The sequence below is a fragment of the Allobosea sp. 10L417 genome, assembly GCF_056395485.1.
Map to the genome: position 1 here is coordinate 30165 of NZ_JBFTJP010000005.1, position 21791 is coordinate 51955.

The 21791-nt window shown below is 65.7% G+C and carries 20 protein-coding genes and 1 tRNA gene; 3 read left to right on the forward strand and 18 right to left on the reverse strand.

Annotated features, from left to right (window positions below):
* Window positions 1–37: 37 nt before the first annotated feature.
* From hfq to dusB, 6 genes are all read right to left on the reverse strand, one after another.
* A complete protein-coding gene (gene hfq, locus AC1DE3_RS14230; RefSeq protein ID WP_038365847.1) occupies window positions 38–286 on the reverse strand; it encodes an RNA chaperone Hfq in 249 nt (82 codons plus the stop codon).
* 200 nt (window positions 287–486) lie between these two features.
* Window positions 487–1854: a nitrogen assimilation response regulator NtrX gene (gene ntrX / locus AC1DE3_RS14235; RefSeq protein ID WP_441513334.1), complete on the reverse strand. Its 1368-nt coding sequence runs from the start codon at window positions 1852–1854 to the stop codon at window positions 487–489.
* The gene (locus AC1DE3_RS14240; RefSeq protein WP_441513333.1) at window positions 1854–4136 is read right to left on the reverse strand and encodes a sensor histidine kinase NtrY-like; all 2283 of its coding nucleotides are present in this window, start codon (window positions 4134–4136) and stop codon (window positions 1854–1856) included. Before AC1DE3_RS14240 ends, ntrX begins: the two co-directional genes overlap by 1 nt.
* Window positions 4137–4255: 119 nt before the next feature.
* The gene (gene ntrC / locus AC1DE3_RS14245; protein ID WP_441513332.1) at window positions 4256–5707 is read right to left on the reverse strand and encodes a nitrogen regulation protein NR(I); all 1452 of its coding nucleotides are present in this window, start codon (window positions 5705–5707) and stop codon (window positions 4256–4258) included.
* Between the two features lie 8 nt (window positions 5708–5715).
* The gene (locus tag AC1DE3_RS14250; protein ID WP_476778763.1) at window positions 5716–6774 is read right to left on the reverse strand and encodes a two-component system sensor histidine kinase NtrB; all 1059 of its coding nucleotides are present in this window, start codon (window positions 6772–6774) and stop codon (window positions 5716–5718) included.
* A gap of 108 nt (window positions 6775–6882) precedes the next feature.
* Window positions 6883–7911, reverse strand: coding sequence for a tRNA dihydrouridine synthase DusB (gene dusB, locus AC1DE3_RS14255; RefSeq protein WP_476778295.1), 1029 nt, complete (start codon window positions 7909–7911; stop codon window positions 6883–6885).
* A gap of 105 nt (window positions 7912–8016) precedes the next feature.
* On the opposite strand from dusB, the gene AC1DE3_RS14260 reads away from it, so the two are divergent.
* Together AC1DE3_RS14260 and AC1DE3_RS14265 are read left to right on the forward strand one after the other, a co-directional pair.
* Entirely contained in the window at window positions 8017–9252 is a 1236-nt protein-coding gene (locus AC1DE3_RS14260; protein WP_476852467.1) for a bifunctional 2-C-methyl-D-erythritol 4-phosphate cytidylyltransferase/2-C-methyl-D-erythritol 2,4-cyclodiphosphate synthase, read from the forward strand.
* 4 nt (window positions 9253–9256) lie between these two features.
* Complete coding sequence (locus AC1DE3_RS14265) at window positions 9257–9745, forward strand: CinA family protein (protein ID WP_476778297.1); 489 nt, start codon at window positions 9257–9259, stop codon at window positions 9743–9745.
* A gap of 77 nt (window positions 9746–9822) precedes the next feature.
* On the opposite strand, the gene AC1DE3_RS14270 is transcribed toward AC1DE3_RS14265, so the two are convergent.
* From AC1DE3_RS14270 to AC1DE3_RS14320, 11 genes are all read right to left on the reverse strand, one after another.
* A complete protein-coding gene (locus tag AC1DE3_RS14270; RefSeq protein WP_476778298.1) occupies window positions 9823–10299 on the reverse strand; it encodes a type II toxin-antitoxin system RatA family toxin in 477 nt (158 codons plus the stop codon).
* Window positions 10300–10311: 12 nt separating this feature from the next.
* Window positions 10312–11319 (reverse strand): lipoyl synthase, encoded by a 1008-nt coding sequence (gene lipA / locus AC1DE3_RS14275; RefSeq protein WP_441513327.1) that lies wholly within the window; start codon window positions 11317–11319, stop codon window positions 10312–10314.
* 102 nt (window positions 11320–11421) lie between these two features.
* Window positions 11422–11700, reverse strand: coding sequence for a GlsB/YeaQ/YmgE family stress response membrane protein (locus AC1DE3_RS14280; protein WP_441513326.1), 279 nt, complete (start codon window positions 11698–11700; stop codon window positions 11422–11424).
* Between the two features lie 65 nt (window positions 11701–11765).
* Entirely contained in the window at window positions 11766–12152 is a 387-nt protein-coding gene (locus AC1DE3_RS14285) for a GlsB/YeaQ/YmgE family stress response membrane protein (protein ID WP_441513325.1), read from the reverse strand.
* A gap of 103 nt (window positions 12153–12255) precedes the next feature.
* Window positions 12256–13695: a dihydrolipoyl dehydrogenase gene (gene lpdA / locus AC1DE3_RS14290; protein WP_476794143.1), complete on the reverse strand. Its 1440-nt coding sequence runs from the start codon at window positions 13693–13695 to the stop codon at window positions 12256–12258.
* A 38-nt stretch (window positions 13696–13733) separates the two neighbouring features.
* Window positions 13734–14291, reverse strand: coding sequence for a hypothetical protein (locus tag AC1DE3_RS14295; protein ID WP_476778300.1), 558 nt, complete (start codon window positions 14289–14291; stop codon window positions 13734–13736).
* Between the two features lie 20 nt (window positions 14292–14311).
* Window positions 14312–15667 carry a pyruvate dehydrogenase complex dihydrolipoamide acetyltransferase gene (locus AC1DE3_RS14300; protein ID WP_476852468.1) on the reverse strand — a complete coding sequence of 452 codons (1356 nt, stop codon included), beginning with the start codon at window positions 15665–15667 and terminating at the stop codon, window positions 14312–14314.
* 14 nt (window positions 15668–15681) lie between these two features.
* Window positions 15682–17082 carry a pyruvate dehydrogenase complex E1 component subunit beta gene (locus tag AC1DE3_RS14305; protein ID WP_476778302.1) on the reverse strand — a complete coding sequence of 467 codons (1401 nt, stop codon included), beginning with the start codon at window positions 17080–17082 and terminating at the stop codon, window positions 15682–15684.
* Between the two features lie 60 nt (window positions 17083–17142).
* Entirely contained in the window at window positions 17143–18231 is a 1089-nt protein-coding gene (pdhA, locus tag AC1DE3_RS14310) for a pyruvate dehydrogenase (acetyl-transferring) E1 component subunit alpha (protein WP_441513321.1), read from the reverse strand.
* Window positions 18232–18407: 176 nt separating this feature from the next.
* On the reverse strand, window positions 18408–18719 hold the full coding sequence (locus tag AC1DE3_RS14315) for an FtsB family cell division protein (protein ID WP_441471074.1): 312 nt from the start codon (window positions 18717–18719) through the stop codon (window positions 18408–18410).
* Between the two features lie 69 nt (window positions 18720–18788).
* Window positions 18789–18863: transfer RNA gene (locus tag AC1DE3_RS14320), tRNA-Lys, on the reverse strand.
* Between the two features lie 232 nt (window positions 18864–19095).
* On the opposite strand from AC1DE3_RS14320, the gene AC1DE3_RS14325 reads away from it, so the two are divergent.
* Window positions 19096–20883, forward strand: a complete 1788-nt coding sequence (locus tag AC1DE3_RS14325; protein ID WP_476778324.1) for a peptide ABC transporter substrate-binding protein — start codon at window positions 19096–19098, stop codon at window positions 20881–20883.
* Between the two features lie 47 nt (window positions 20884–20930).
* On the opposite strand, the gene AC1DE3_RS14330 is transcribed toward AC1DE3_RS14325, so the two are convergent.
* On the reverse strand, window positions 20931–21623 hold the full coding sequence (locus AC1DE3_RS14330; protein ID WP_476852469.1) for a GntR family transcriptional regulator: 693 nt from the start codon (window positions 21621–21623) through the stop codon (window positions 20931–20933).
* Window positions 21624–21791: the final 168 nt, after the last annotated feature.

Consider the following 21791-nt stretch of genomic DNA (forward strand, 5'->3'; position numbering starts at 1 on the left):
CGCCCGATCCTTGTCGTCCTTGTGGCTTGTCGCCAACTCAGTTCTTGTCCGTTTCCTCGGGCTCGAACAGCTGCACCGGGTGGCCGGGCATGATGGTCGAGATCGCATGCTTGTAGACGAGCTGCGAATGGCCGTCGCGGCGCAGCAGCACGCAGAAATTGTCGAACCAGGTGACGACGCCCTGCAGCTTCACGCCGTTGACAAGGAAAATCGTCAGCGGAATCTTCTGCTTGCGAACGTGATTGAGGAAAGTGTCCTGGAGGTTCTGAGCCCGCTCTGCGGCCATGGGTAGTCCCTGTTGTTGGGATCGGCGATCGGTTTACGCCCGCGATCCAGTTCGTTCCGTTCGGGTCGGCGGCGCATTCCGCCAGCCTCGGAACACCGACGCTCCATTAGATCGTCGAGTTCGTCTTCAACGCAAGTGCAGCAATGCCGCGTTTTTTCGCAGGTGCATCTGCGTGGCGTGCAGATGCACCCTACGAAAGGCTAGCCGACACCGAGCGACTTGAGCTTCCGGTGCAGGGCGGAGCGCTCCATGCCGATGAATTCGGCGGTACGCGAGATGTTGCCCGAGAAGCGCGCTATTTGTGCGATCAGATACTCGCGTTCGAAGATCTCGCGCGCATCGCGCAGCGCCAGGCTCATCAGCCGCTCGCCGCCCGAGCCCGATGGCGTTGTCGGCACCATCGCGCCGACCTCGGCCGGCAGCATCTCGATCGTGACCTCCGCGGTCGGATCGCCCTTGGTCAGGATCATCAGCCGCTCGACATTGTTGCGCAGCTCGCGGACGTTGCCCGGCCACTCATGCGATTGCAGAACGGCCATCGCATCGGAGCCGATCCGCCGCTTGGGCAGACCGCTCGCCACCGAGATCTGGTCCATGAAGAACTCGATCAGCTCCGGCACGTCCTCGCGCCGTTCGGAGAGCGCGGGCACGCGGATCGGCACGACGCTGAGGCGGTGATAGAGGTCCTCGCGGAAATGCCCCTCGGCGATCAGTTGCGCGAGATCGCGGCTCGAGGAGGAGATGATGCGGACGTCGACATGGACCCGCGTCGCGCCGCCGACGCGCTGGAAGTTCTGGTCGACCAGCACGCGCAGGATGCGGTTCTGCGTCTCGCGCGGCATGTCGCCGATCTCGTCGATATAGAGCGAGCCGCCATGCGCCTCCTCAAGCGCGCCGACGCGACGCGAGCGCCCGTCCCCGCCCTCGACGCCGAAGAGCTCCTCTTCCATCGTCTCGGGCGTGATCGTCGCCGCATTGATGACGACGAAGGGGCTGTGCGAGCGGGTGGATGCCTCGTGCAGCGTCCGGGCGGCGAGCTCCTTGCCGCAGCCAGGCTCGCCCGTGATCAGGACGCGCGCATTGGTCGGCGCGACCCGCTCGATCGTCTGGCGGAGCTGGTTGACGACGGTCGTGCGGCCGACGATGCGGTTGGCCTGGACCGAACGGGTCTTGAGCTCCCGCACCTCGCGGCGCAGCCGCGACGCTTCCAGCGCACGCTCGGCGACGAGGACGAGCCTGTCCGCCTTGAACGGCTTCTCGATGAAGTCGTAGGCACCGCTCTTGATCGCGGACACCGCCGTCTCGATGTTGCCGTGGCCGGAGATCATCACCACGGCGAGATCCGGGTGACTCTCCTTGATCAGCTCGAGGACCTGCAGGCCGTCGAGGCGGCTGCCCTGCAGCCAGATGTCGAGGAAGACGAGGTTCGGCCGCCGCGCCGCGATCGCGGCCAGCGCCTCGTCGGCGGAGCCCGCCTTGCGGGTCCGGTAGCCTTCGTCCTCGAGAAGGCCGGCGACCAGATCGCGGATATCGACTTCGTCGTCCACCACCAGGATGTCAGCGCTCATCAACCTATCCCATTCTGCGAATCGTGAGTGACCGGGCCGGAACCCGGCCGGGCGGCATCATCGCCGCCATTGGCCTCGGAAGGGCCGGTTTCAGGGAACCAGAGGCGGATGCGGGCGCCTCTGGCACCGCTGGAGGCGTCCGGGCGGTCGAGCAGCTCGATGCCGCCGCCATGGTCCTCCAGGATCTTGCCGACGATGGCGAGGCCGAGACCGGTGCCCCCTTCGCGCGTCGTCATATAGGGCTCCAGCAGCTTTTGGCGCTGGTCGGCCGGCAGCCCCTTGCCGTTGTCGATGATCTCGATGACGACGCGCCCGTCGTCGCGCCGCTCCAGGCGGACGTCGATGCGACCCTGGCCGCGCTCGTCGGCCGGAACCGCCTCGACCGCTTCCGTCGCGTTCTTGATGACATTGGTCAGAGCCTGGGAAATCAGGCGGCGGTCGAAGCGGGCAAAGACGGCTTCCGCCGGCAGGCTTTCCTCGATCGTCGTCTCCGGGTTGCCGACCCGCCAGAGGAAGACAGTCTGACGAACCGTTTCGACGATATCCTCGCGCGCCAGCGACGGCTTCGGCATGCGAGCGAAGGAGGAGAACTCGTCGACCATGCGCCGGATATCCTCGACCTGCCGCACGATCGTGTCGGTGCATTGGTCGAAGACATCCTTGCCTTCGATGATGACGCGGCCGAAACGGCGCTTGATCCGCTCGGCCGAAAGCTGGATCGGCGTCAGCGGATTCTTGATCTCGTGAGCGATGCGCCGGGCGACATCGGCCCAGGCGGCGGTGCGCTGGGCGGAGACGAGATCGGTGATGTCGTCCAGCGTCACCACGAGACCGGCGCTGAGCCCCTCCCCTTCGCGCACGGCGCGAATATTGACCATGCGGTCCTGCCCGGCGCGCGTCAGCGTCGCCTGCCCCGAGATCTGCCGCTGCCGGCCCTGCAGCGCATCGGCGACCAGGCCCGCGACCTCGGGGGCGATCTCAGCGATCGGCCTGCCCAGCAGGCGGCCGCCAGTACCCAGAAGCGCCTCGGCCGAGCGATTGATCGTCGTGATGTGGCCATCGCCATCGAGGCTCAATACGCCGGACGAGACGCCCGAGAGCACGGTCTCTGTGAAGCGCCGTCGCCTGTCGATGACCTCGCTCGCCGTTACCAGGCTGTCGCGCTGGCGGCGCAGCTCCGCCGTCATCTTGTTGAAGGTCTCTCCGAGATGGGCCAGGTCGCCTTCCGATCTTCGGATCGGCACCTGGACGTAGAAATTGCCGCTGGAGACCTGATCCGTCGCATGAATCATCCGCCTGATCGGAGCGACCAGGCCGTTGGCGAAGCTGAGGCCAAGCCAGATCGCCGAGAGCAGCAGGATCAGCGCGATCAGACCGTACATCGAAGCGAAGGCGACCTGGACCCCTTTACGGCGGGCATCGATCGACAGGTATTCGACAGCCGCGCCACGCGCGACCGCCGGGAACTCGACCGCCAGCGGGTCGACCTCGCGCGCGATGTGCAGGAAGCTGTTGCCGTAGGCGGGCAGTTTCACCACCGCCCCGAAGACCCGGCCTGTGCGCGGGATGACGCAGATCGGCTCCGGTGCCGACTGAGCGTCGTCGAAAGCGGCCTGATCCGGCTTGGGAGCGTCCTTCAACACGTCGATATTGGCGCGCACCAGAACCTTGTCCGGCGGTTGCATGATCGCGGCGACGGGGACGCCGAGCGCTGTCGCGCGCGAGGTCAGGAAGTTCTCGAACCATTTGCGGTCGGCGTCATAGGCGGGTTTGGCGCGCGTGAGATCGTCGGCGAGCACACGGATTTCGCGGCCCAGCGAGCGGCATTGGCTCGCCGCATAAGCATCCGCCACCTCGACCGATTTGAAGATCGCATCCCGCATCCGGTCCGAGAACCAGGGCTCCAGGCCCCGCTCGATGGTGACGGTTGCGATCACCGCGACGAGAACGGCCGGCAGCGCTGCCACGATGCTGAAAAGGCCGACGATCCGCACATGCAGCCCGGCCGCTGCAGCTCCCGCCTTGCGGGCGCGGATCAGCACGGCCGCCTCGATGGCGACGACGACGAGCAGAGCCAGAATCAGCAGCGCATTGAGAACGAAGACGCCAATCACGACCTCATGCACCGGGGCGATCGGCGTCGCGCCCGACAGGACGAGGAAGGTGAGCAGCGCCGAAACCAGCGCCAGGAAGACGATGATCCCACCGATCCAGCCGGAAACGCGGCGGGATTTCTCCTCGCCGCGCGGCATCATTCTGGCTTCAGTTGCGGAAGCGGACACGTGTTCTGACAACTCCGATGCGGCACCGCCGAAGCATGGCGCCGCCTAACGGCGCCACTGATGCGCCGCCGCAACGGTGTTGTCAAAATATGACATAGACAAGGCGAGCTCGCGCGCCCTCAACGCGGCGAGCGGACAACCTGCATGTCGAGCTCGCGGATCTTCTTGCGCAGCGTGTTGCGATTGAGGCCGAGCAACTCGGCGGCACGGATCTGGTTGCCGCGCGTGGCCGCCAGCGCGGCAGCTATCAGCGGCGGCTCGATCTCGCGCAGAATGCGGTGATAGAGGCCCGGCGGGGGAATGTTGTCGCCGAAACCACCAAAATACTGGCTGAGATGGCGCTCGACCGAGCCGGACAGCGTCTCGGCGCGTTCCGGGGCAGCCGAGCTGCCGGAATAGCCCGGCCCCGCCGCAGCAGGCTGCAATTCGGCCTCGATGATCGGGGCGGTGATCGTCTCCTGTGGATAAAGCGCCGCCAGCCTGCGCACCAGATTCTCGAGCTCGCGGACATTGCCGGGCCACCGGTAGCGACGCATCACGTCCATCGCTTCCGAATCGACCTGCTTGCGCGGCAACCCCTCCTTCTCGACCAGCGAGAAGAAGTGGCGCACGAGATCGGGGATGTCCTCGACGCGCTCGCGCAGGGGCGGCAGCCGGATCGGCACGACGTTCAGCCGGAAGAACAGGTCCTCGCGGAAGAGGCCCTGCGCGATCGAGATCCGCAGATCCTTGTTGGTCGCGGCGATGATCCGGACATTGGTCTTGATCGGGGTGCGCCCGCCGACGGTCGTATATTCGCCCTGCTGGAGGACGCGCAGGAGGCGGGTCTGTGCCTCCATCGGCATGTCGCCGATCTCGTCGAGGAAGAGCGTGCCGCCTTCCGCCTGCTCGAAACGGCCGGAGGAGCGGGTCAGGGCTCCGGTGAAGGCGCCCTTCTCATGGCCGAACAATTCGGATTCGATCAGATCCTTCGGGATCGCCGCCATGTTGATGGCGACGAAGGGGCCGTTCTTGCGCTTGCCGTAGTCGTGCAGGGCGCGCGCCACGAGCTCCTTGCCGGTGCCCGACTCGCCGTTGATCATCACGGTCAGGTCGATCGGCATCAGGCGGGCCAGCGCGCGATAGACGTCCTGCATCGCGGGAGAGCGGCCGATGAGCGGGATGTCCTCCGGCTCGGCGGCGTGGCTGCGTGCGGCCTCGCCACGGGGGCGCGACATGGCGCGGCCGACGATGGCGACGAGCTCCTTCAGGTCGAAGGGCTTGGGCAGATATTCGTAGGCACCGCGCTCGGACGCCTTGATCGCCGTCATGAAGGTGTTCTGCGCGCTCATCACGATGATCGGCAGCTCGGGCCGCACGCGCTTGATGCGCGGCAGCAGGTCGAAGGCATTCCCATCCGGCATCACGACATCGGTGATGATCAGGTCGCCGAGGCCCTGGGCGGCCCAGGTCCACAACGTCGCGGCCTGGCCGGTGGTACGGACTTCGTAACCGGCCCGGGCGAGCGCCTGATTGAGGACGGTGCGGATCGCGGCGTCGTCGTCGGCAACGAGGATATGACCGGTCGGCATGTGTTCGCTTAGGCCTTGCGTTGACTGCCCTGACCAAGCTGGTGCAGCGGCAGAAGGATCCTGAATTGCGTGCGGCGGGGAACGGACTCGCATTCGACGATTCCGCCGTGATCGCCGATCACCTTGGCGACAAGTGCAAGTCCAAGGCCACTTCCCTGCGCCTTGGTGGTGACGAAGGGATCGAACAGGTGCTGGATGAGGTCATGCGGCACGCCCGGGCCATTGTCGCGGATGACGATTTCGAGCGGCAGCGCGATCCGCTCGGACGACCCGGGAACCTGCATGCGGATGCCCGGGCGATAGGCCGTCGTCAGCGTGACCTCGCCGTCTATCGCATGTTCGCCAATGGCTTCGGCAGCGTTCTTGACCAGATTCAGCAGGACCTGGACGAGCTGGTCGCGATTGCCCGCGACGGGCGGCAGGGAGGGATCGTAGACTTCGGAGAAGCGGATGTGGCGGGCGAAGCCCGACTGCGCCAGCCGTTTCACATGGTCCAGCACGTCATGGACATTGACGGCGTCGCGCTCGCTCGGCCGTTCGTCACCGAACAGCTCGACGCGCTCGACCAGCTTCACGATCCGGTCCGTCTCGTCGCAGATGAGCTGGGTCAGCATGCGATCCGCGTCCGAGATCGAACCTTCCAGCAATTGCGCCGCCCCGCGGATGCCGGAGAGCGGGTTCTTGATCTCATGGGCGAGCATGGCACCGAGTGCGGTGATCGACCGAGCTGCCCCTCGATGCGTCAGTTGCCTGTCCATTTTTTCAGCAATTGTCCGTTCCTGCAGCATCAGGACGACCGCATCGCCCTGGCTGGGCAAGGGAGAGGCAAAAACATCGACGGTGCGATCACTGCCGAGGCGCGGCGAGCCGAAGTCGAGGCGGTATTCGCTGACGCTCGCGCCGCGGCGCTGCACCTCCTCGATCAGCCCCAGGACCGGGGAGCCGAAGGCGACGAGATCGTCGATGCGCTGGCGCTTGAGCATGGAGGCGCTCGACTGGAAGAAATCTTCCGCCGCCGTATTCGCGTAGATGACCACATGCCCTTCGCCGATGACCAGGACAGGCATCGGCAGGACGTTCAGCGTCTGTATTTCGATAGCGTCGAGCAGATAGGTACGCTCGCTCGCGAGCCCCTTGTCGGCAAATAGCGCCGTCATCGGCCCTTCCTTTCCGTCTCAGGCCGCTTCGCGGCTTCGTTCGGTCGAAAACAGCCCCGCAAGCGCCGTCAGCACCTGGCGAGGCTCTTCCGACGTGAGCAGTGTCCGACGCAGTTCGGGATCCGGCTCGCAGCCCTCCGCCACAGCCTCGTCGGCATAGGCGGCGAGGTGCTTGCGGGCGTGGCGCACGCCATGGGCTGCTCCCATCAAGGCCAGCAGGCCTTCGTAATGCTCCCGCGCGACGCCGAGCTTTTCGGCCAGCGTCAAGGGCGCCAGCTTGCGACCGTCGAGCGCGGCCCCGATCTCGCCGACCAGCCAGGGCCGCCCGAGAGCCGCCCGTCCAATCATGACGAAGTCGGCTCCCGACTCGGCGAGACAGGCTTCGGCATCGGCGACATCGTGAATGTCGCCGTTCGCCACCAGCGGAAAATCTCCGGCCGCCCGCACCGCGGCGATGGCGCGCCAGTCTGCCTTGCCCTTGTAGAATTGCTGGCGCGTCCGGCCATGCACGGTGATCATCCGCGCTCCTGCGGCGACAGCGCGGCGCGCGAGCTCCGGCGCATTGCGGGAGGCGTCGTCCCAGCCCAGCCGCATCTTGACCGTCACCGGCACGGTGGTGGCGGCGACCGCCGCCTCGACCAGTGCCACGGCGTGATCGAGATCGCGCATCAGCGCGGAGCCGGCCCAGCCGCCGGTCACTTTCTTCGCGGGGCAGCCCATATTGATGTCGACGATGGCTGCGCCATTGGCCTCGGCCAGCCGCGCGGCCTCGCCCATCCAATAAGGATCGCAGCCGGCGAGTTGGACGACATGGGGAGAGACGCCCTCGCCTTCCGCGCGGATGCGCGCTTCCTCGCTGCCGCGGACAAATTCGTCCGAGGCCACCATTTCCGAAACGACGATCCCGGCATGGCGCCGCGCCGCGAGCCGGCGCATGACGATATCGGTCACGCCGGACATCGGTGCAAGAAAGGCCCGGGTTTCGATGGATATTCCTGCGATGTTCAAACGGCCCAGCCTGCTTTTAAGGCAACTCTCGATATGCATATTTATTGGACAATGCTGCGGGAGCGCAAGAGCTTAGAGGTTGATGCTGCATTGCAACAGAGTCACCCCCTGCCCAGCGCTGCCGGAATTGGCTATGGCTGCCGCATGAACAGCCATTCCGCGGACCCCCTGTCGTCTTCTGACCATGCCGATACCGGCGCTCCGGTGGCGGCGCTGCTCGTCGCTGCCGGACGTGGCTTGCGCGCGGGCGCAGGCGAGCCGAAGCAGTACCGGCTGGTCGATGGTGTGCCGGTCCTCGCCCGCGCGCTCGCGCCCTTCCTGGTGGAGCCCGCCATCGGCCGTGTGGTGGTCGTGATCGGCGGGGACGATGAGGCCCGCTACGCCAATGCCGTCGCCGGGATTGACGACGACCGCCTCGCGGCTCCGACGCCGGGCGGCGCGACCCGGCAGGATTCGGTGCGACGCGGATTGCTCGCGCTTGCACGCGAGGGTTTCGACGGTATCGTTTTGGTCCATGACGCCGCCCGCCCCTTCGTCTCGCAGGCGCTGATCGGCGCGGCTATCGGCGCGCTCGGCGACGGCGGATTGGCCGCGATCCCCGCCCTGCCGGTCACGGACACGGTCAAGCGCATCGATGCCGCCGGCCATGTCGCGGAGACTCCGCCGCGCGACCAGCTCGTCACCGTCCAGACCCCGCAGGCTTTCCGCTTCAAACCGCTCCTGGCGGCGCATGAAGCTGCGGCAGCGGTGGCGCTGCACGGCTTCACTGACGATGCGGCCTTGATGGAATGGGCCGGCCACCCCGTCGCGACCTTCAAGGGCGAGATTGCCAACATCAAACTGACCCGTGCCGAGGATTTCCGCCGCATGGATGCACGCGCCGGGCAGACGCTCGTGACGCGAGTCGGCACCGGCTATGACGTCCACGCCTTCGGTCCGGGCGATCATGTCTGGCTCGGCGGCGTCAGGATCGCGCATGAACGCGGCGTCGTAGCCCATTCGGATGGCGACGTGGCGCTCCATGCCCTGACGGATGCCCTGCTCGGTGCGCTGGCCGATGGCGATATCGGCACGCATTTTCCGCCGAGCGACCCGCAATGGCGCGGTGCGGCTTCGGCGCAGTTCCTGGCTTTCGCTGCCGAGCGCGTTCGCGCCCGCGGCGGGCGCATCGACCATCTCGATCTGACGATCGTTTGCGAGGCGCCGAAGGTCGGGCCGCATCGCGAGGCCATCCGCGCCGCGATCGCAGCGGCCGCTGGCATTCCCGTCGAGAAGGTCGCGATCAAGGCGACGACCTCCGAGCGCATGGGCTTCACGGGTCGGCGCGAGGGGCTCGTCGCGCTGGGAACGGCGACGATCCGGTTGCCCGAAGCGGAGTAGCGCGATGTTCGATGCCGAAGTCACGACACTGTCCGAGACCGTTTTGGCCCTGTGCCGCGAGGCCGGTCTCAAGGTCGCCACGGTCGAATCCTGCACGGGCGGCCTTGTCGCGGGAGCGCTCACGGCGATTGCCGGCTCCTCCGACGTCGTGAACGGCGGTCTGGTGACTTATTCGAACGCAGCCAAGACAGCGCTTGCCGATGTGGCGACCGAACTGCTCGCGGCCCATGGCGCGGTCAGCGAGCAGGTCGCCTGCGCCATGGCCAAAGGCGGGCGCGCCAGGCTGTCGGCGGATCTGGCTGTGGCGATCACCGGCGTCGCAGGTCCCGGCGGAGGAACCGAGCGAAAGCCGGTCGGCCTTGTACATTTTGCCTGCGCGACGGCCACCGGAACCGTTCACCGCGAAATGCGCTTCGGAAACCTGTCGCGCGACGAGATCCGGCGGCTATCCGTGGTCGTCGCGCTCGAACTGCTGCGGGACGCTGCGCGCTGAGCTGCCTCAGCGGGACAGGCGGCGCCAGATCGCCGGGAGGCATCAATCGCTGGCCGAGCGTCAGCCGCGCGTCGCGATCAATTGCCTGTCACAGCCTTTGACGCGGCTCCGCCATAGACCACATCGGCCCGGCGCGCGAAGGCCTCCGAGAATTTGTGGAAGGCCTTGTCGAACATCGCGCCCATCAGCAGGCCGAGCATGCGGCTGGCGAACTCATAGGTGATGAAGAAGCCGATTTCGCAGCCCGTATCGAGCGGCTTGAAGCTCCAGCGGTTCTCCAGATGGCGAAACGGACCGTCGACATATTCGACGAGGATCTTGAGGTTGGCAGGATCGAGCGTGACGCGGCTGGTGAAGGTCTCGTGGATCGCCTTGTAGCCCACCGTCATGTCGGCCAGAAGCACCTCGCCGCCGCCCTCCCGCGGCGTGCGTCGGCGCACCGTCAGCCCCTCGCAGAGCGGCAGGAACCGCGGATATTTCTCGATATCCGCAACGAGCGCGAACATCTGCTCGGGTGAGTGCTTCACCCGGCGGGTGCTGTTGAACATCGGCATGGGTGGGAGCCGCTACTGGCCCTGCCGCGCCGCCCGGTTCGCACGCAGCCGCGCGAAATCCTCGCCGGCATGGTGCGAGGAACGGGTCAGCGGCGTCGAGGACACCATCAGGAAGCCCTTGGCATAGGCGATGGTCTCGAAGCTCTTGAACTCGTCGGGGGTGACGAAGCGGATCACGGCGTGGTGCTTGCGCGACGGCGCGAGGTACTGGCCGATGGTCATGAAGTCGACATCGGCGGACCGCAGGTCGTCCATCAGTTGGAGAACCTCGTTCCGCTCCTCGCCGAGGCCGACCATGATGCCGGATTTGGTGAAGATCGAGGGGTCGAGCTCCTTCACGCGCTGCAGCAACCGCAGCGAATGGAAGTAGCGCGCGCCGGGGCGCACCTTGAGATATCTGCCCGGGACCGTCTCGAGATTGTGGTTGAAGACATCGGGCCTGGCCGCGACCACCACCTCAAGCGCGCCCGGCTTGCGCAGGAAATCGGGCGTCAGGATCTCGATCGTGGTGCCGGGCGACGCCTTGCGGATCGCGCGGATGACGTTGGCGAAGTGCTCGGCGCCGCCATCCTTGAGATCGTCGCGATCGACCGAGGTGATGACAACATGCTCGAGGCCGAGCTTGGCGACGGCATCGGCCACCTTGCGCGGCTCCTCCAGATCGAGCGGCTGCGGCACGCCGGTCTTGACGTTGCAGAAGGCACAGGCGCGCGTGCAGGTGTCGCCCATGATCATGAAGGTGGCGTGCTTCTTCTCCCAGCACTCGCCGATATTGGGGCAGCCGGCCTCCTCGCAGACCGTGACCAGCTTCTCGGCCTTAACGATCGCCTTGGTCTCGGCCCATTTGGGCGAGCCCGGCGCCTTGACGCGGATCCAGTCCGGCTTGCGCAGGACCGGGTTTTCCGGACGCTTCTGCTTCTCGGGATGGCGCACCTCGCCCGCGGGCTGGGCCGGCTGCGCCTTCGGATTGCCGGCATTGGGCCGCGGATCGCGGTTCAGCAGGTCGAGAACAAGCGCCATATCGAGGTCCGGGCTTCAAAAGCGGGAGCCGGCACTGCCGGCTCCCTCCTAGCTAATCCCCAAAGCGCGCTCCCGCAACTGCCGGGCCGCGCGCGGGGGGCGTCAGTTGCGGCTGCGCGCCGCATTCCAGATCGCGATGATGATGACGGCGCCGGCGATAGCCGCGGTCAGCGTGCGCCAGAAGCCGAAGACCGGGATCGCGAGCAGCTCCGCCACTCGCGTGCCAACGAAGGACCCGGCGACGCCGACGAGCATGTTGGTGAAAAGGCCGTGATCGGACGAGGTCAGGCGCTCGGCGATCCAGCCGGCGAGCACGCCGATCAGCAGCGTCATGAAAAAACCGTAGCCCGGCTGGGCCATGGTGGCGGCAAAGCTTTCCATCGAAGAAGTCCCCCTAGCCATGCGCAAATGCGCGTCCAGACAACAATGACGGCCCGCGGTTCCTGTCAGGCGATGAAGCGCGCCAGCAGGATGACGAGGATCGCGCCCAGCACCGCCATTCCGGCATCGTCGAGAAAGCCATAGCCGGTATTCAGCCGCCACCCGGTCAACCGCACGATGCCCTGCCCGACCAGCATGCCGAGCACGCCGACCACGGAGTGACGGATCAACCCGCCACCACCAACCACGAGGCTGGCGACGAAGCCCGTGACGGTCCCGAACGCCACGGTCGGCAACACGACGCTCCAGTCGAGCGGCAGCGTCCGGCGCGGCGGCAGAACCTCGACCTCCTCGTCGCGAACGACGCGGTCGGGTTTGGGCGGTTTGCGGGTGCGTGGCGGCATGGCACCAATATGGAGCGCAGGCAGGCCGCCGCCAAGTCGAAGCGTCATTCTCGGGCGGCGCGAAGCGGCGACCCGAGAAACGCTTGCAGGATGAGGCTCCCGGGCCATCCCGAGATGCTCGGGTCGAGCCCGAGCATGACGAGATCCCGGCTCAGGCGTTCAGCACCTTGCCGTAGGCGTCGAGCACGCTTTCCTTCATCACCTCCGACAGGGTCGGATGCGGGAAGATGGTGTGCATCAGCTCTTCCTCGGTCGTCTCGAGGTTCATCGCGACGACGAAGCCCTGGATCAGCTCGGTGACCTCGGGACCGACCAAATGGGCGCCGAGCAGCTTGCCGGTCTTGGCGTCGAAGATCGTCTTGGCAAGGCCGCTGTCCTCGCCGAGCGCCACGGCCTTGCCGTTGGCGACGAAGTTGAAGCGGCCGACCTTGATCTCGTAGCCGGCGTCCTTGGCCTTGGCCTCGGTCAGGCCGACGCTGGCGATCTGCGGATGGCAATAGGTGCAGCCCGGGATCATCAGCTTGTCCATCGGATGCGGATGCAGGCCCTTGATCGCCTCGACGCAGATCACCGCCTCGTGCTCGGCCTTATGGGCCAGCATCGGCGGGCCGGCGACGTCGCCGATGGCGTAGATGCCCTTGACGTTGGTGCGGCAGAAATCGTCGATGACGATGCAGCCGCGATCGGTCTTCACACCCAGCGCTTCCAGCCCGATATTCTCGATATTGCCGACGACGCCGACGGCCGAGATCATGCGATCGGCCGTGATGGTCTGCTTGCCGCCCTTCTCGTCCTCGATATGGGCGGTGACGGAGTCCGCTGATTTCTCGACCTTCGTGACCTTGGCGCTGGTGATGATCTTCATGCCCTGCTTCTCGAAGGCCTTGCGGGCGAAGGCGCCGATCTCGGCATCCTCGACCGGGACCACCTGCGGCAGCACCTCGACCACGGTCACCTCGACGCCCATCGTCCGGTAGAAGGAGGCGAATTCGATGCCGATGGCGCCGGAGCCCATGACGAGCAGCGATTTCGGCATCTTCGCCGGCACCATCGACTCGAAATAGGTCCAGATCAGCTTGCCGTCCGGCTCGAGCCCGGGCAGCGCGCGCGGCCGGGCGCCGGTCGCGACGATGATGTGGTCGGCGGTATAGGTGCCCTCGCCCTTGGCGTTCTTCGGCACCGGCCCTTGCGGTTGCATCGCCGGCTTCTTGGTCGGCGCGACGGTGATCGTGCCAGGCTTGGTCAGCTTGGCCTCGCCCCAGATGACGTCGACCTTGTTCTTCTTCATCAGGAACTGGACGCCGTTGTTCATCCTGACGGCGATGCCGCGCGAGCGCTTCACCACGGCGTCGAGATCGGCCTTGAACGAGCCTTCCAGGACGAGCCCGTAATCCTTGGCGTGCTCGCCATAGTGCAGGATCTCGGCCGAGCGCAGCAGCGCCTTGGTCGGGATGCAGCCCCAGTTCGAGCAGATCCCTGCGAGATGCTCGCGCTCGACGATCGCGGTCCTGAAGCCGAGCTGGGCGGCCCGGATGGCGGCGATATAGCCGCCGGGACCCGAACCGATGACGATGATGTCGTAGTCAGCCATGGGCGTTTTCCTTGCGTCTCCGACGACGATGATCGGTTCTAACGGAGTTGCGCCTGCAGCGCGGCGATCGTGGTGCGCGACGCCGGCAGAATGAACGGCACTGCCGTGCGTTGGGCCAGCTTGAAGACGTCGCCTGCAGCTTGATCCTGCGTCATCCGCATCCCCACAGTCGCGGGGATGCATTGCTTACCTCCGCGCTGACGGCTCCAGGCGTTGACTGTGTCGGCCCCGTATTCAAAGCAGATTCTGGTATCTTCGACCGGCCGCCCGAGGACAGGCACGTAGCGACCTGCGGCCTCCAGAGACCAGCGCCCGCGCAGCACTTCGCGGTTGCCGGGGAACCAAAGATAAATCGAGCCGTCAGGCGCCATATAGGAGACTTGGGAGCCCAGATTGTTGGCCGTCACCACTCGCGTGGTTCCGGCAAAGAACGCACGCGCCTGAGACAGGGACATGCCGTCCAGCCGCCGTTCGCGCACTCCGGATTCTGTACGCGCCGCGGCGACATTCGCCTGCTGCTCGGCGCTGACACACCCGGCTATCCCGAGCGTCAGCAGCAGGGCAACAGCACGCCCAAGCCCAACGGTTCTCGTCATGCGACCCGCCTGCCGGAGCTTCACACCAGCATCGCCATGGGCTTCTCGATATAGCCCTTGAACGCCTGCAGCAGCTCGGCGCCGAGTGCGCCATCGACGGCGCGGTGGTCGGTCGAGAGCGTCACCGACATCACCGTGGCGACAGCCGGCTGGCCGCCCTTGACGATGACGCGCTGCTCGCCGGCGCCGACCGCCAGGATCGTCGCATGCGGCGGGTTGACGATCGCCGCGAAGTCCTTGACGCCGAACATGCCGAGATTGGAGACCGCCGTCGTGCCGCCCTGATACTCCTCGGGCTTGAGCTTGCGGGCCTTGGCGCGCGCGGCCATGTCCTTCATCTCGTTGGAGATCTGCGACAGCGTCTTGTGGCAAGCATCGCGGATGATCGGCGTGATCAGGCCGCCCGGGATCGAGACCGCGACGCCCACATCGGCGTGCTTGTGCTTGAGCATGGTGTTGTCGGTCCAGGACACGTTCGCGTCCGGAACGGCCTTGAGCGCCAACGCCAGCGCCTTGATCACCATGTCGTTGACCGAGAGCTTGTAGGCCGGCTTGCCGTCCTTCTCGGGCGCGGCGGCGTTCAGCTCCGCGCGCAGCTTCAGCAGCGCGTCGAGTTCGCAATCGACCGTGACGTAGAAATGCGGGACAGTCTGCTTGGCCTCTGTCAGGCGGCGCGCGATGGTCTTGCGCATGCCGTCATGCGGGATCTCCTCATAGGAGCCCGGCGCGAACCGCTTCTTGACCGCCTCGTCGGAGGGGCCGGCCGCGAGCGGCGCGGCGGCAGGCTTGGCAGCCGGAGCACCGGCGGGAGCCGCAGCGGGAGCGGCCTTGGCGCCGCCGCCCTTCTTGGCAGCCTCGACGTCCTTCTCGACGATGCGGCCATGCGGGCCGGAGCCGGCGATGGCGGCAAGATCCAGCCCGGCATCCTTGGCGATGCGCCGCGCCAAGGGCGAGGCGAAGGGCCGGCTGCCATTAAGCTTGGCCGGGGCTGTGACGGGAGCGGAAGCAGCCGGGGCGGCCGGAGCTGCCGCGGGAGCCGGAGCCTCTGCCTTTGGCGCTTCAGCCTTCGGAGCCTCGGCCTTGGCAGGCGCAGCGCCGCCGGCCGCGGGGGCGGAGATGCTCTTGGCATCCTCGCCTTCGCCTGCGATCACGCCGATCACTTCGTTGACGGCGACATCGGCCGTGCCTTCCGGCACCACGATCTTGGCGAGGATACCCTCATCGACCGCCTCGACTTCCATGGTCGCCTTGTCGGTCTCGATCTCGGCGATGATATCGCCGGACTTGATGGTATCGCCTTCCTTCTTCAGCCACTTGGCGAGATTGCCCTTCTCCATCGTCGGAGAGAGGGCGGGCATCAGGATGTTTGTCGGCATCGGTCAGCCCCCTCTCAGCGATAGCAGACGGCCTTGGCCGCCGCGATGACGTCGCCGACATTCGGCAAGGCGAGCTTCTCGAGATTCGCCGCGTAAGGCATCGGCACGTCCTTGCCGGTGACGCGGGCCACGGGGGCGTCGAGATAGTCGAACGCCGCCTCCATGATCTTCATGCCGATCTCGGCGGTGACGCCGGACTGCGGGAAGCCCTCCTCCACCGCGACGCAGCGATTGGTCTTCTGCACGGAGGCGACGACGGTCTCGATGTCCATCGGGCGGATGGTCCTGAGGTCGATGACCTCGGCCTCGATGCCTTCCTTCGCCAGCGCCTCGGCCGCGCCGAGCGCATAGGTCATGCCGATGCCGAAGGAGACGATGGTCACGTCCGTGCCGGGGCGGACGACCTTGGCCTTGCCGATTGGGATCAGGAAGTCGTCGCCCTTCGGCACATCGAAGGACTTGCCGTACATGATCTCGTTTTCGAGGAAGATCACCGGGTTCGGATCGCGGATCGCGCTCTTCAGCAGGCCCTTCGCGTCGGAGGCGCTGTAGGGCACGACAACCTTGAGGCCGGGCACGTTCGAATACCAGGCGGCGTAGTCATGGCTGTGCTGGGCGCCGACGCGGGCGGCCGCGCCGTTCGGCCCGCGGAAGACGATCGGGCAGCCCATCTGGCCGCCGGACATGTAGAGCGTCTTGGCAGCGGAATTGATGATGTGGTCGATCGCCTGCATGGCGAAGTTGAAGGTCATGAACTCGACGATCGGCCTGAGGCCGGAGAGCGCCGCGCCGACGCCGATGCCGGCAAAGCCGTGCTCGGTGATCGGGGTGTCGATGACGCGCTTGGCGCCGAACTCCTGCAGCAGGCCCTGCGTGACCTTGTAGGCGCCCTGGTATTCCGCGACCTCTTCGCCCATGACGAAGACATCGCCGTCGCGGCGCATCTCCTCGGCCATGGCGTCGCGCAGCGCTTCGCGGACCGTCTGGCTGACGATCTCTGCGCCCGCCGGGAATTCGGAAGAGGCGTCGTAAGCCTTGGCCTGGGCCGGCACGCTCTGCGGCGCGCTGGCGGCAGGCGCCTCCTCGGCCTTCGCCGCGACAGGCGCTGCCTCGGCCTTGGGCTGGGGCGTGGCCGTCGTGGCACTGCCGCTCGCTGCGGCGCTGACGTCCTCGCCGTCAGCCGCGATCACGCCGATCCGCGTGTTGACCGCGACATTCTCGGTGCCGTCGCCGACGAGGATCTTGGCGAGAATGCCCTCGTCGACCGCCTCGACCTCCATGGTCGCCTTGTCGGTCTCGATCTCGGCGATGATGTCGCCGGCCTTGACCTGATCGCCCTCTTTTTTCAGCCACTTGGCCAGTTTTCCTTCCTCCATGGTGGGAGAAAGGGCAGGCATGAGAATGTCGATCGGCATGAACGCACCCGGAATCTAAGACGCGGGGAAAGACGGTGAGCGAGCCAGAGGCGCCGGGCGTCAGCCCTGCGCCGGCTCCAGCAGGATGTCGGTGTAGAGCTCGGACGGATCGGGCTCGGGGTCATGCGTGGCGAACTCGGCCGCGTCGTTGACGACCTCGCGCACCTTGGCATCGATCGCCTTGAGCTCGTCCTCGCCGATCTTGAAGTCGCGGATCAGGCGGGCACGCACCTGCTCGATCGGATCGTGCTCCTCGCGCATGCGCTGAACTTCGTCCTTGGAACGGTACTTCGCCGGGTCCGACATCGAGTGTCCGCGATAGCGGTAGGTCTGCATCTCCAGGATGTAGGGCCCCTTGCCGGAGCGGGCATGCTCGACCGCACGCAGGCCGGCGTCGCGGACGGCGCGGACATCCATGCCGTCGACCTGTTCACCGGGGATGTTGAACGAAACACCGCGGCGGGAGAAGTCGGTCTGCGCTGAGGCGCGGCTGACCGCGGTGCCCATGGCGTAGCGGTTGTTCTCGATGACGAACACGACCGGCAGCTTCCAGAGCTCGGCCATGTTGAAGCTCTCGTAGACCTGGCCCTGATTGGCGGCGCCGTCGCCGAAATAGGTCATCGAGACCGTGTTGTCGCCGCGATACCAGTCGGCGAAGGCCAGGCCCGTGCCGAGCGATACCTGCGCGCCGACGATGCCGTGGCCGCCATAGAAGTTCTTCTCGCGGCTGAACATGTGCATCGAGCCGCCCTTGCCGCGCGAATAGCCGCCGCGCCGGCCGGTCAGCTCAGCCATCACGCCGCGCGATTCCATGCCGCAGGCCAGCATGTGGCCGTGGTCGCGATAGCCGGTGATGACCTGATCGCCATCCTTGGAGGCCATCTGCATGCCGATGACCACGGCTTCCTGGCCGATATAGAGGTGGCAGAAGCCGCCGATCAGGCCCATGCCGTACATCTGGCCGGCTTTCTCCTCGAAGCGCCGGATCAGCAGCATCTCATGATAGGCGTGGAGATCTTCTTCCTTGGTGAAGCTCGGCGTGTTGCTGAGCGCGGCGGAGGTCTTACCAGCCCCCTCCTTGGCGCCCCGCGCCTTCGCGGCGGCTTTCGGTTGAGCGGGAGCTTTCGACTTACGCGCAGCAACAGCCATCAGGCGGTCCTCCAAGGTCTTTCGACTTTTGTTTTAGAGGATCGCAAAAATCTTGGCGAGCACGCTATCTCGCAATGCAGCATTAGCTAAGCTGTTGAAAAATCGAGATAGACTTCCCGTAACCTGATTTCAGTTAATCGATACGTCCGGGACTAAATGCCGTACCGTCAGAGCCCTCAGCGGCCCATGATGACAACGTCATTCTTATGCGTACGACCGAGAATGGCGCGCGCGTTCTCTTCCAGCAGATCGCGATCGACAGCTTCGTCGCGCACCAGCGAGAGACGATGTTCCCAGGATTTGCGCTCGGCGACAAGCCCGGCGAGTTCCGCTTCCATATCGCGCAGCGATTCACGGACGGCGCCGCGCGCCTCGAGGCCGCGCGCGCCATGCTGCGCATGGAACATGAAATAGGCCACGGCTGCTCCCGAGACGAGATAGAGCGCCAATGTCACGAAGATCGAGCGGAGGCCGCGGCGGATAACCATGGCGCCACGCTAGGAAAACTTGGTTTCCGGCGAGTTAACGGAAGGCGCGGCTTGGGATTTTTGCTGTTGTGGTGAGCGGGGTGGGGATCGAACCCACGACCACATGATTAAAAGTCACGTGCTCTACCACTGAGCTACCCGCCCTCACCGAGGCGCTGACATACGGAGCCATGCCGCCCGGGTCAACTCGTTCGATGAAGTCGTCACCATCTCAAGCGCCGCAAGGCCGCCGACCGGCGAAACTCGGCGTTTTCTTGCGGCATCGCAGCATCGGAACTTCTGGACGCCCTTCCCCTCCCATGCATTCTGGGGGCGCCCATAACAACGAACGGCGATTCAACGCCGGGGGATTCCAACTGATATCGGGAGAGAGAGAATGGACGAACGGGAAATCCGCGGCCTCGTCGCGGATGTGAAGGGTGGCGCGCTGTCGCGACGATCCTTCATCCAGAGGATGGCGGCAGTGGGCATCACGGCCCCGATCGCGAGCCAGATCCTGGCATGGAACGATGTGGCGATGGCAAACGCCGCGCTGCAATACAAGCCGACCAAGGCCGGCGGCGGCGGGGCGCTGAAAATCCTGCTCTGGCAGGCGCCGACCCTGCTCAACCCGCATTTCGCCTCGGGCACCAAGGACCAGATCGCCTCGCGCATCTTCTTCGAGCCGCTCGCCGGCTGGGACAAGGAAGGCAACCTCTTCCCGCAGCTCGCCGCGGAGATTCCGAGCAAGGCCAATGGCGGCCTCTCGGCAGACGGCAAGGAGGTCATCTGGAAGCTGAAGCAGGGCGTGAAGTGGCATGACGGCAAGCCGTTCACCGCCGACGACGTCGTCTTCACCTGGGAATATGCCGCCGATCCGGCGACCGCCGCCTACACCACCGGCTCCTACACCAACATCAAGGTCGAGAAGATCAACGATCACACCGTCAAGGTGATCTTCAAGGACCCGACGCCGTTCTGGGCCGATCCCTTCGTCGGCGTGGCCGGCATGATCATCCCGAAGCACCATTTCGGCGACTATAAGGGCGCCAAGTCGCGCGAGGCGCCCGGCAACCTGAAGCCCGTCGGCACCGGCCCCTACAAATTCGTCGACTTCAAGCCCGGCGACATCCTCACCGGCACCCGCAATGAGGACTACCACGTCAAGAACCAGCCGCATTTCGATACGCTCGAAGCCAAGGGCGGTGGTGACGCGGTCTCGGCGGCGCGTGCCGTGCTCCAGACCGGCGAATACGACTATGCCTGGAACATGCAGGTCGAGGACGAGATCCTCAAGCGCATGGAGACCGGCGGTCGCGGCAAGGTGGTGGCGGTTCCCGGCGGCGACATCGAGTTCATCATCCTGAACACGACCGATCCGTGGACCGAGGTCGATGGCGAGCGCTCCAGCGTCAAGACCAAGCATCCGACGCTGTCGGATCCGAAAGTGCGCGAGGCGATCAACCTGCTGATCGACCGCGATTCGATCCAGAAGTTCATCTATGGCCGCGGCGGCACCGCGACGGCGAGCTTCGTCAACGAGCCCAAGCAGTTCAAATCGCCGAAGCTCAAATACGAATTCAACATCGACAAGGCCAACAAGATCCTCGACGACGCCGGCTGGAAGAAGGGCGCCGACGGCATTCGCGAGAAGGACGGCAAGAAGCTCAAATACGTCTTCCAGACCTCGATCAACGCCCCGCGCCAGAAGACCCAGGCCATCATCAAGCAGGCCTGCCAGCGCGTCGGCATCGACCTCGAGCTCAAGTCGGTCACGGCGTCGGTCTATTTCTCTTCCGACGTCGCCAACCCGGATACCTACACCAAGCTGTATTGCGACATGGAGATGTACACCACGACGCAGCCGCAGCCCGATCCGGAGCGCTTCCTCAACCAGCTCGTCTCCTGGGAGATCGCCAACAAGGAGAACAAGTGGCTGGGCCGCAACGTCTCACGCTACTCGGACCCTGAGGCCGACAAGGCCTACAAGGCCGCCCAGAAGGAGTTCGACCCGGTCAAGCGCGCCGCGCTGCTGATCAAGGTCAACGAGATCTTCTGCGAGGCCAATATCCTGCTGCCGATCCTCTCACGCACGGTCGTCGGTGCCTCGGCCAACAACCTGGAGGCCGATATCTCCGGCTGGGAGGTCACGACCTGGAATCTGGCAGCCTGGTATCGGACCTGAGCGCACCGCCATTTCAAACAGGACCGGCCCCTTCGGGGGCCGGTCCGCTAATCCAACAAACCCCGTTCCAGAGCCACATCGATGCAGCCATGGATATGGCCGTGCAACAGCCGCTGCGCCTCGCCTGCGTCGCGGTGAAGCGCGCAATCGAGCAGCGCGCGGTGCTCGCCGATCGAGGTCGGTCCCCAGAAGATGAAAAACACCATCTGGTAGCGCAGATAGCGCTCATAGATCCCGGCATGAAGATCGAGCAGCGCCTTTGAGCCGCAGGCCGAAACCAGCGCCTGATGAAACTCGAAATCGTAGCGCTTCCACTGCTGCGTGCCGGAATCGTCGCCGGCCAGCAGGCGCTCTTCCATGCGGGCGAGCTTGTGATGGGCCGCGACGACGCGCCCTTCCCATTCCATGTCGCCGGCTGCGAAAGATTGCGCGAGCGCGTGGCTCTCGATCAACAGCCTGAGGTCGGCGAGCTCCCGGAGTTCGCTGGCCGTGCAGGGCGCGACCTGGAAGCCGCGCTGCCCTTCCGCCACGACAAATCCCTCCGGCGCGAGGCGATTCAGGATTTCGCGAAGCGTGCTGATGCCGACGCCATAAACCGGCCGCAGCTTGTCGAGCGTCAGCCGCTGGCCGGGCTGCAGGCGCCCGAAGACGATATCCTGCCGGATTCGCTCATAAGCCTGCTCGCCCGTGGACAGAGCGGCGATCTCCTCGCCGCCGCTATCCGCTGCCGCTTCCGCCATGACATCCCCTTTCCTGATCATCACGCAGATTAAGCCCTTCGGCCGAGCGCGCCAACCGTTAAAGCTGTCCATCCATGAAATAGCAGACGATCTACGAATTATCAGTTGATTTGAATCGGGCACCGGGTAGGATCGTCGGCACAAGAAGCCGACGGAGCCGTGGACTCC

Bases quoted from the DNA above. Each gene is read 5' to 3' on its own strand.
- ntrX (WP_441513334.1), bottom strand. From the start codon at position 1,854: ATGAGCGCTGACATCCTGGTGGTGGACGACGAAGTCGATATCCGCGAT.
- lipA (WP_441513327.1), bottom strand. From the start codon at position 11,319: ATGGCGCTTGTTCTCGACCTGCTGAACCGCGATCCGCGGCCCAATGCC.
- pdhA (WP_441513321.1), bottom strand. From the start codon at position 18,231: ATGGCTGTTGCTGCGCGTAAGTCGAAAGCTCCCGCTCAACCGAAAGCC.
- AC1DE3_RS14305 (WP_476778302.1), bottom strand. From the start codon at position 17,082: ATGCCGATCGACATTCTCATGCCTGCCCTTTCTCCCACCATGGAGGAA.
- dusB (WP_476778295.1), bottom strand. From the start codon at position 7,911: ATGCATATCGAGAGTTGCCTTAAAAGCAGGCTGGGCCGTTTGAACATC.
- AC1DE3_RS14280 (WP_441513326.1), bottom strand. From the start codon at position 11,700: ATGGAAAGCTTTGCCGCCACCATGGCCCAGCCGGGCTACGGTTTTTTC.
- AC1DE3_RS14330 (WP_476852469.1), bottom strand. From the start codon at position 21,623: ATGGCGGAAGCGGCAGCGGATAGCGGCGGCGAGGAGATCGCCGCTCTG.
- AC1DE3_RS14295 (WP_476778300.1), bottom strand. From the start codon at position 14,291: ATGACGAGAACCGTTGGGCTTGGGCGTGCTGTTGCCCTGCTGCTGACG.
- AC1DE3_RS14265 (WP_476778297.1), top strand. From the start codon at position 9,257: ATGTTCGATGCCGAAGTCACGACACTGTCCGAGACCGTTTTGGCCCTG.
- lpdA (WP_476794143.1), bottom strand. From the start codon at position 13,695: ATGGCTGACTACGACATCATCGTCATCGGTTCGGGTCCCGGCGGCTAT.
- AC1DE3_RS14285 (WP_441513325.1), bottom strand. From the start codon at position 12,152: ATGACGCTTCGACTTGGCGGCGGCCTGCCTGCGCTCCATATTGGTGCC.
- AC1DE3_RS14270 (WP_476778298.1), bottom strand. From the start codon at position 10,299: ATGCCGATGTTCAACAGCACCCGCCGGGTGAAGCACTCACCCGAGCAG.
- AC1DE3_RS14260 (WP_476852467.1), top strand. From the start codon at position 8,017: ATGAACAGCCATTCCGCGGACCCCCTGTCGTCTTCTGACCATGCCGAT.
- ntrC (WP_441513332.1), bottom strand. From the start codon at position 5,707: ATGCCGACCGGTCATATCCTCGTTGCCGACGACGACGCCGCGATCCGC.
- AC1DE3_RS14325 (WP_476778324.1), top strand. From the start codon at position 19,096: ATGGACGAACGGGAAATCCGCGGCCTCGTCGCGGATGTGAAGGGTGGC.
- AC1DE3_RS14300 (WP_476852468.1), bottom strand. From the start codon at position 15,667: ATGCCGACAAACATCCTGATGCCCGCCCTCTCTCCGACGATGGAGAAG.
- hfq (WP_038365847.1), bottom strand. From the start codon at position 286: ATGGCCGCAGAGCGGGCTCAGAACCTCCAGGACACTTTCCTCAATCAC.
- AC1DE3_RS14315 (WP_441471074.1), bottom strand. From the start codon at position 18,719: ATGGTTATCCGCCGCGGCCTCCGCTCGATCTTCGTGACATTGGCGCTC.
- AC1DE3_RS14250 (WP_476778763.1), bottom strand. From the start codon at position 6,774: ATGCCTGTCCTGGTCATCGGCGAAGGGCATGTGGTCATCTACGCGAAT.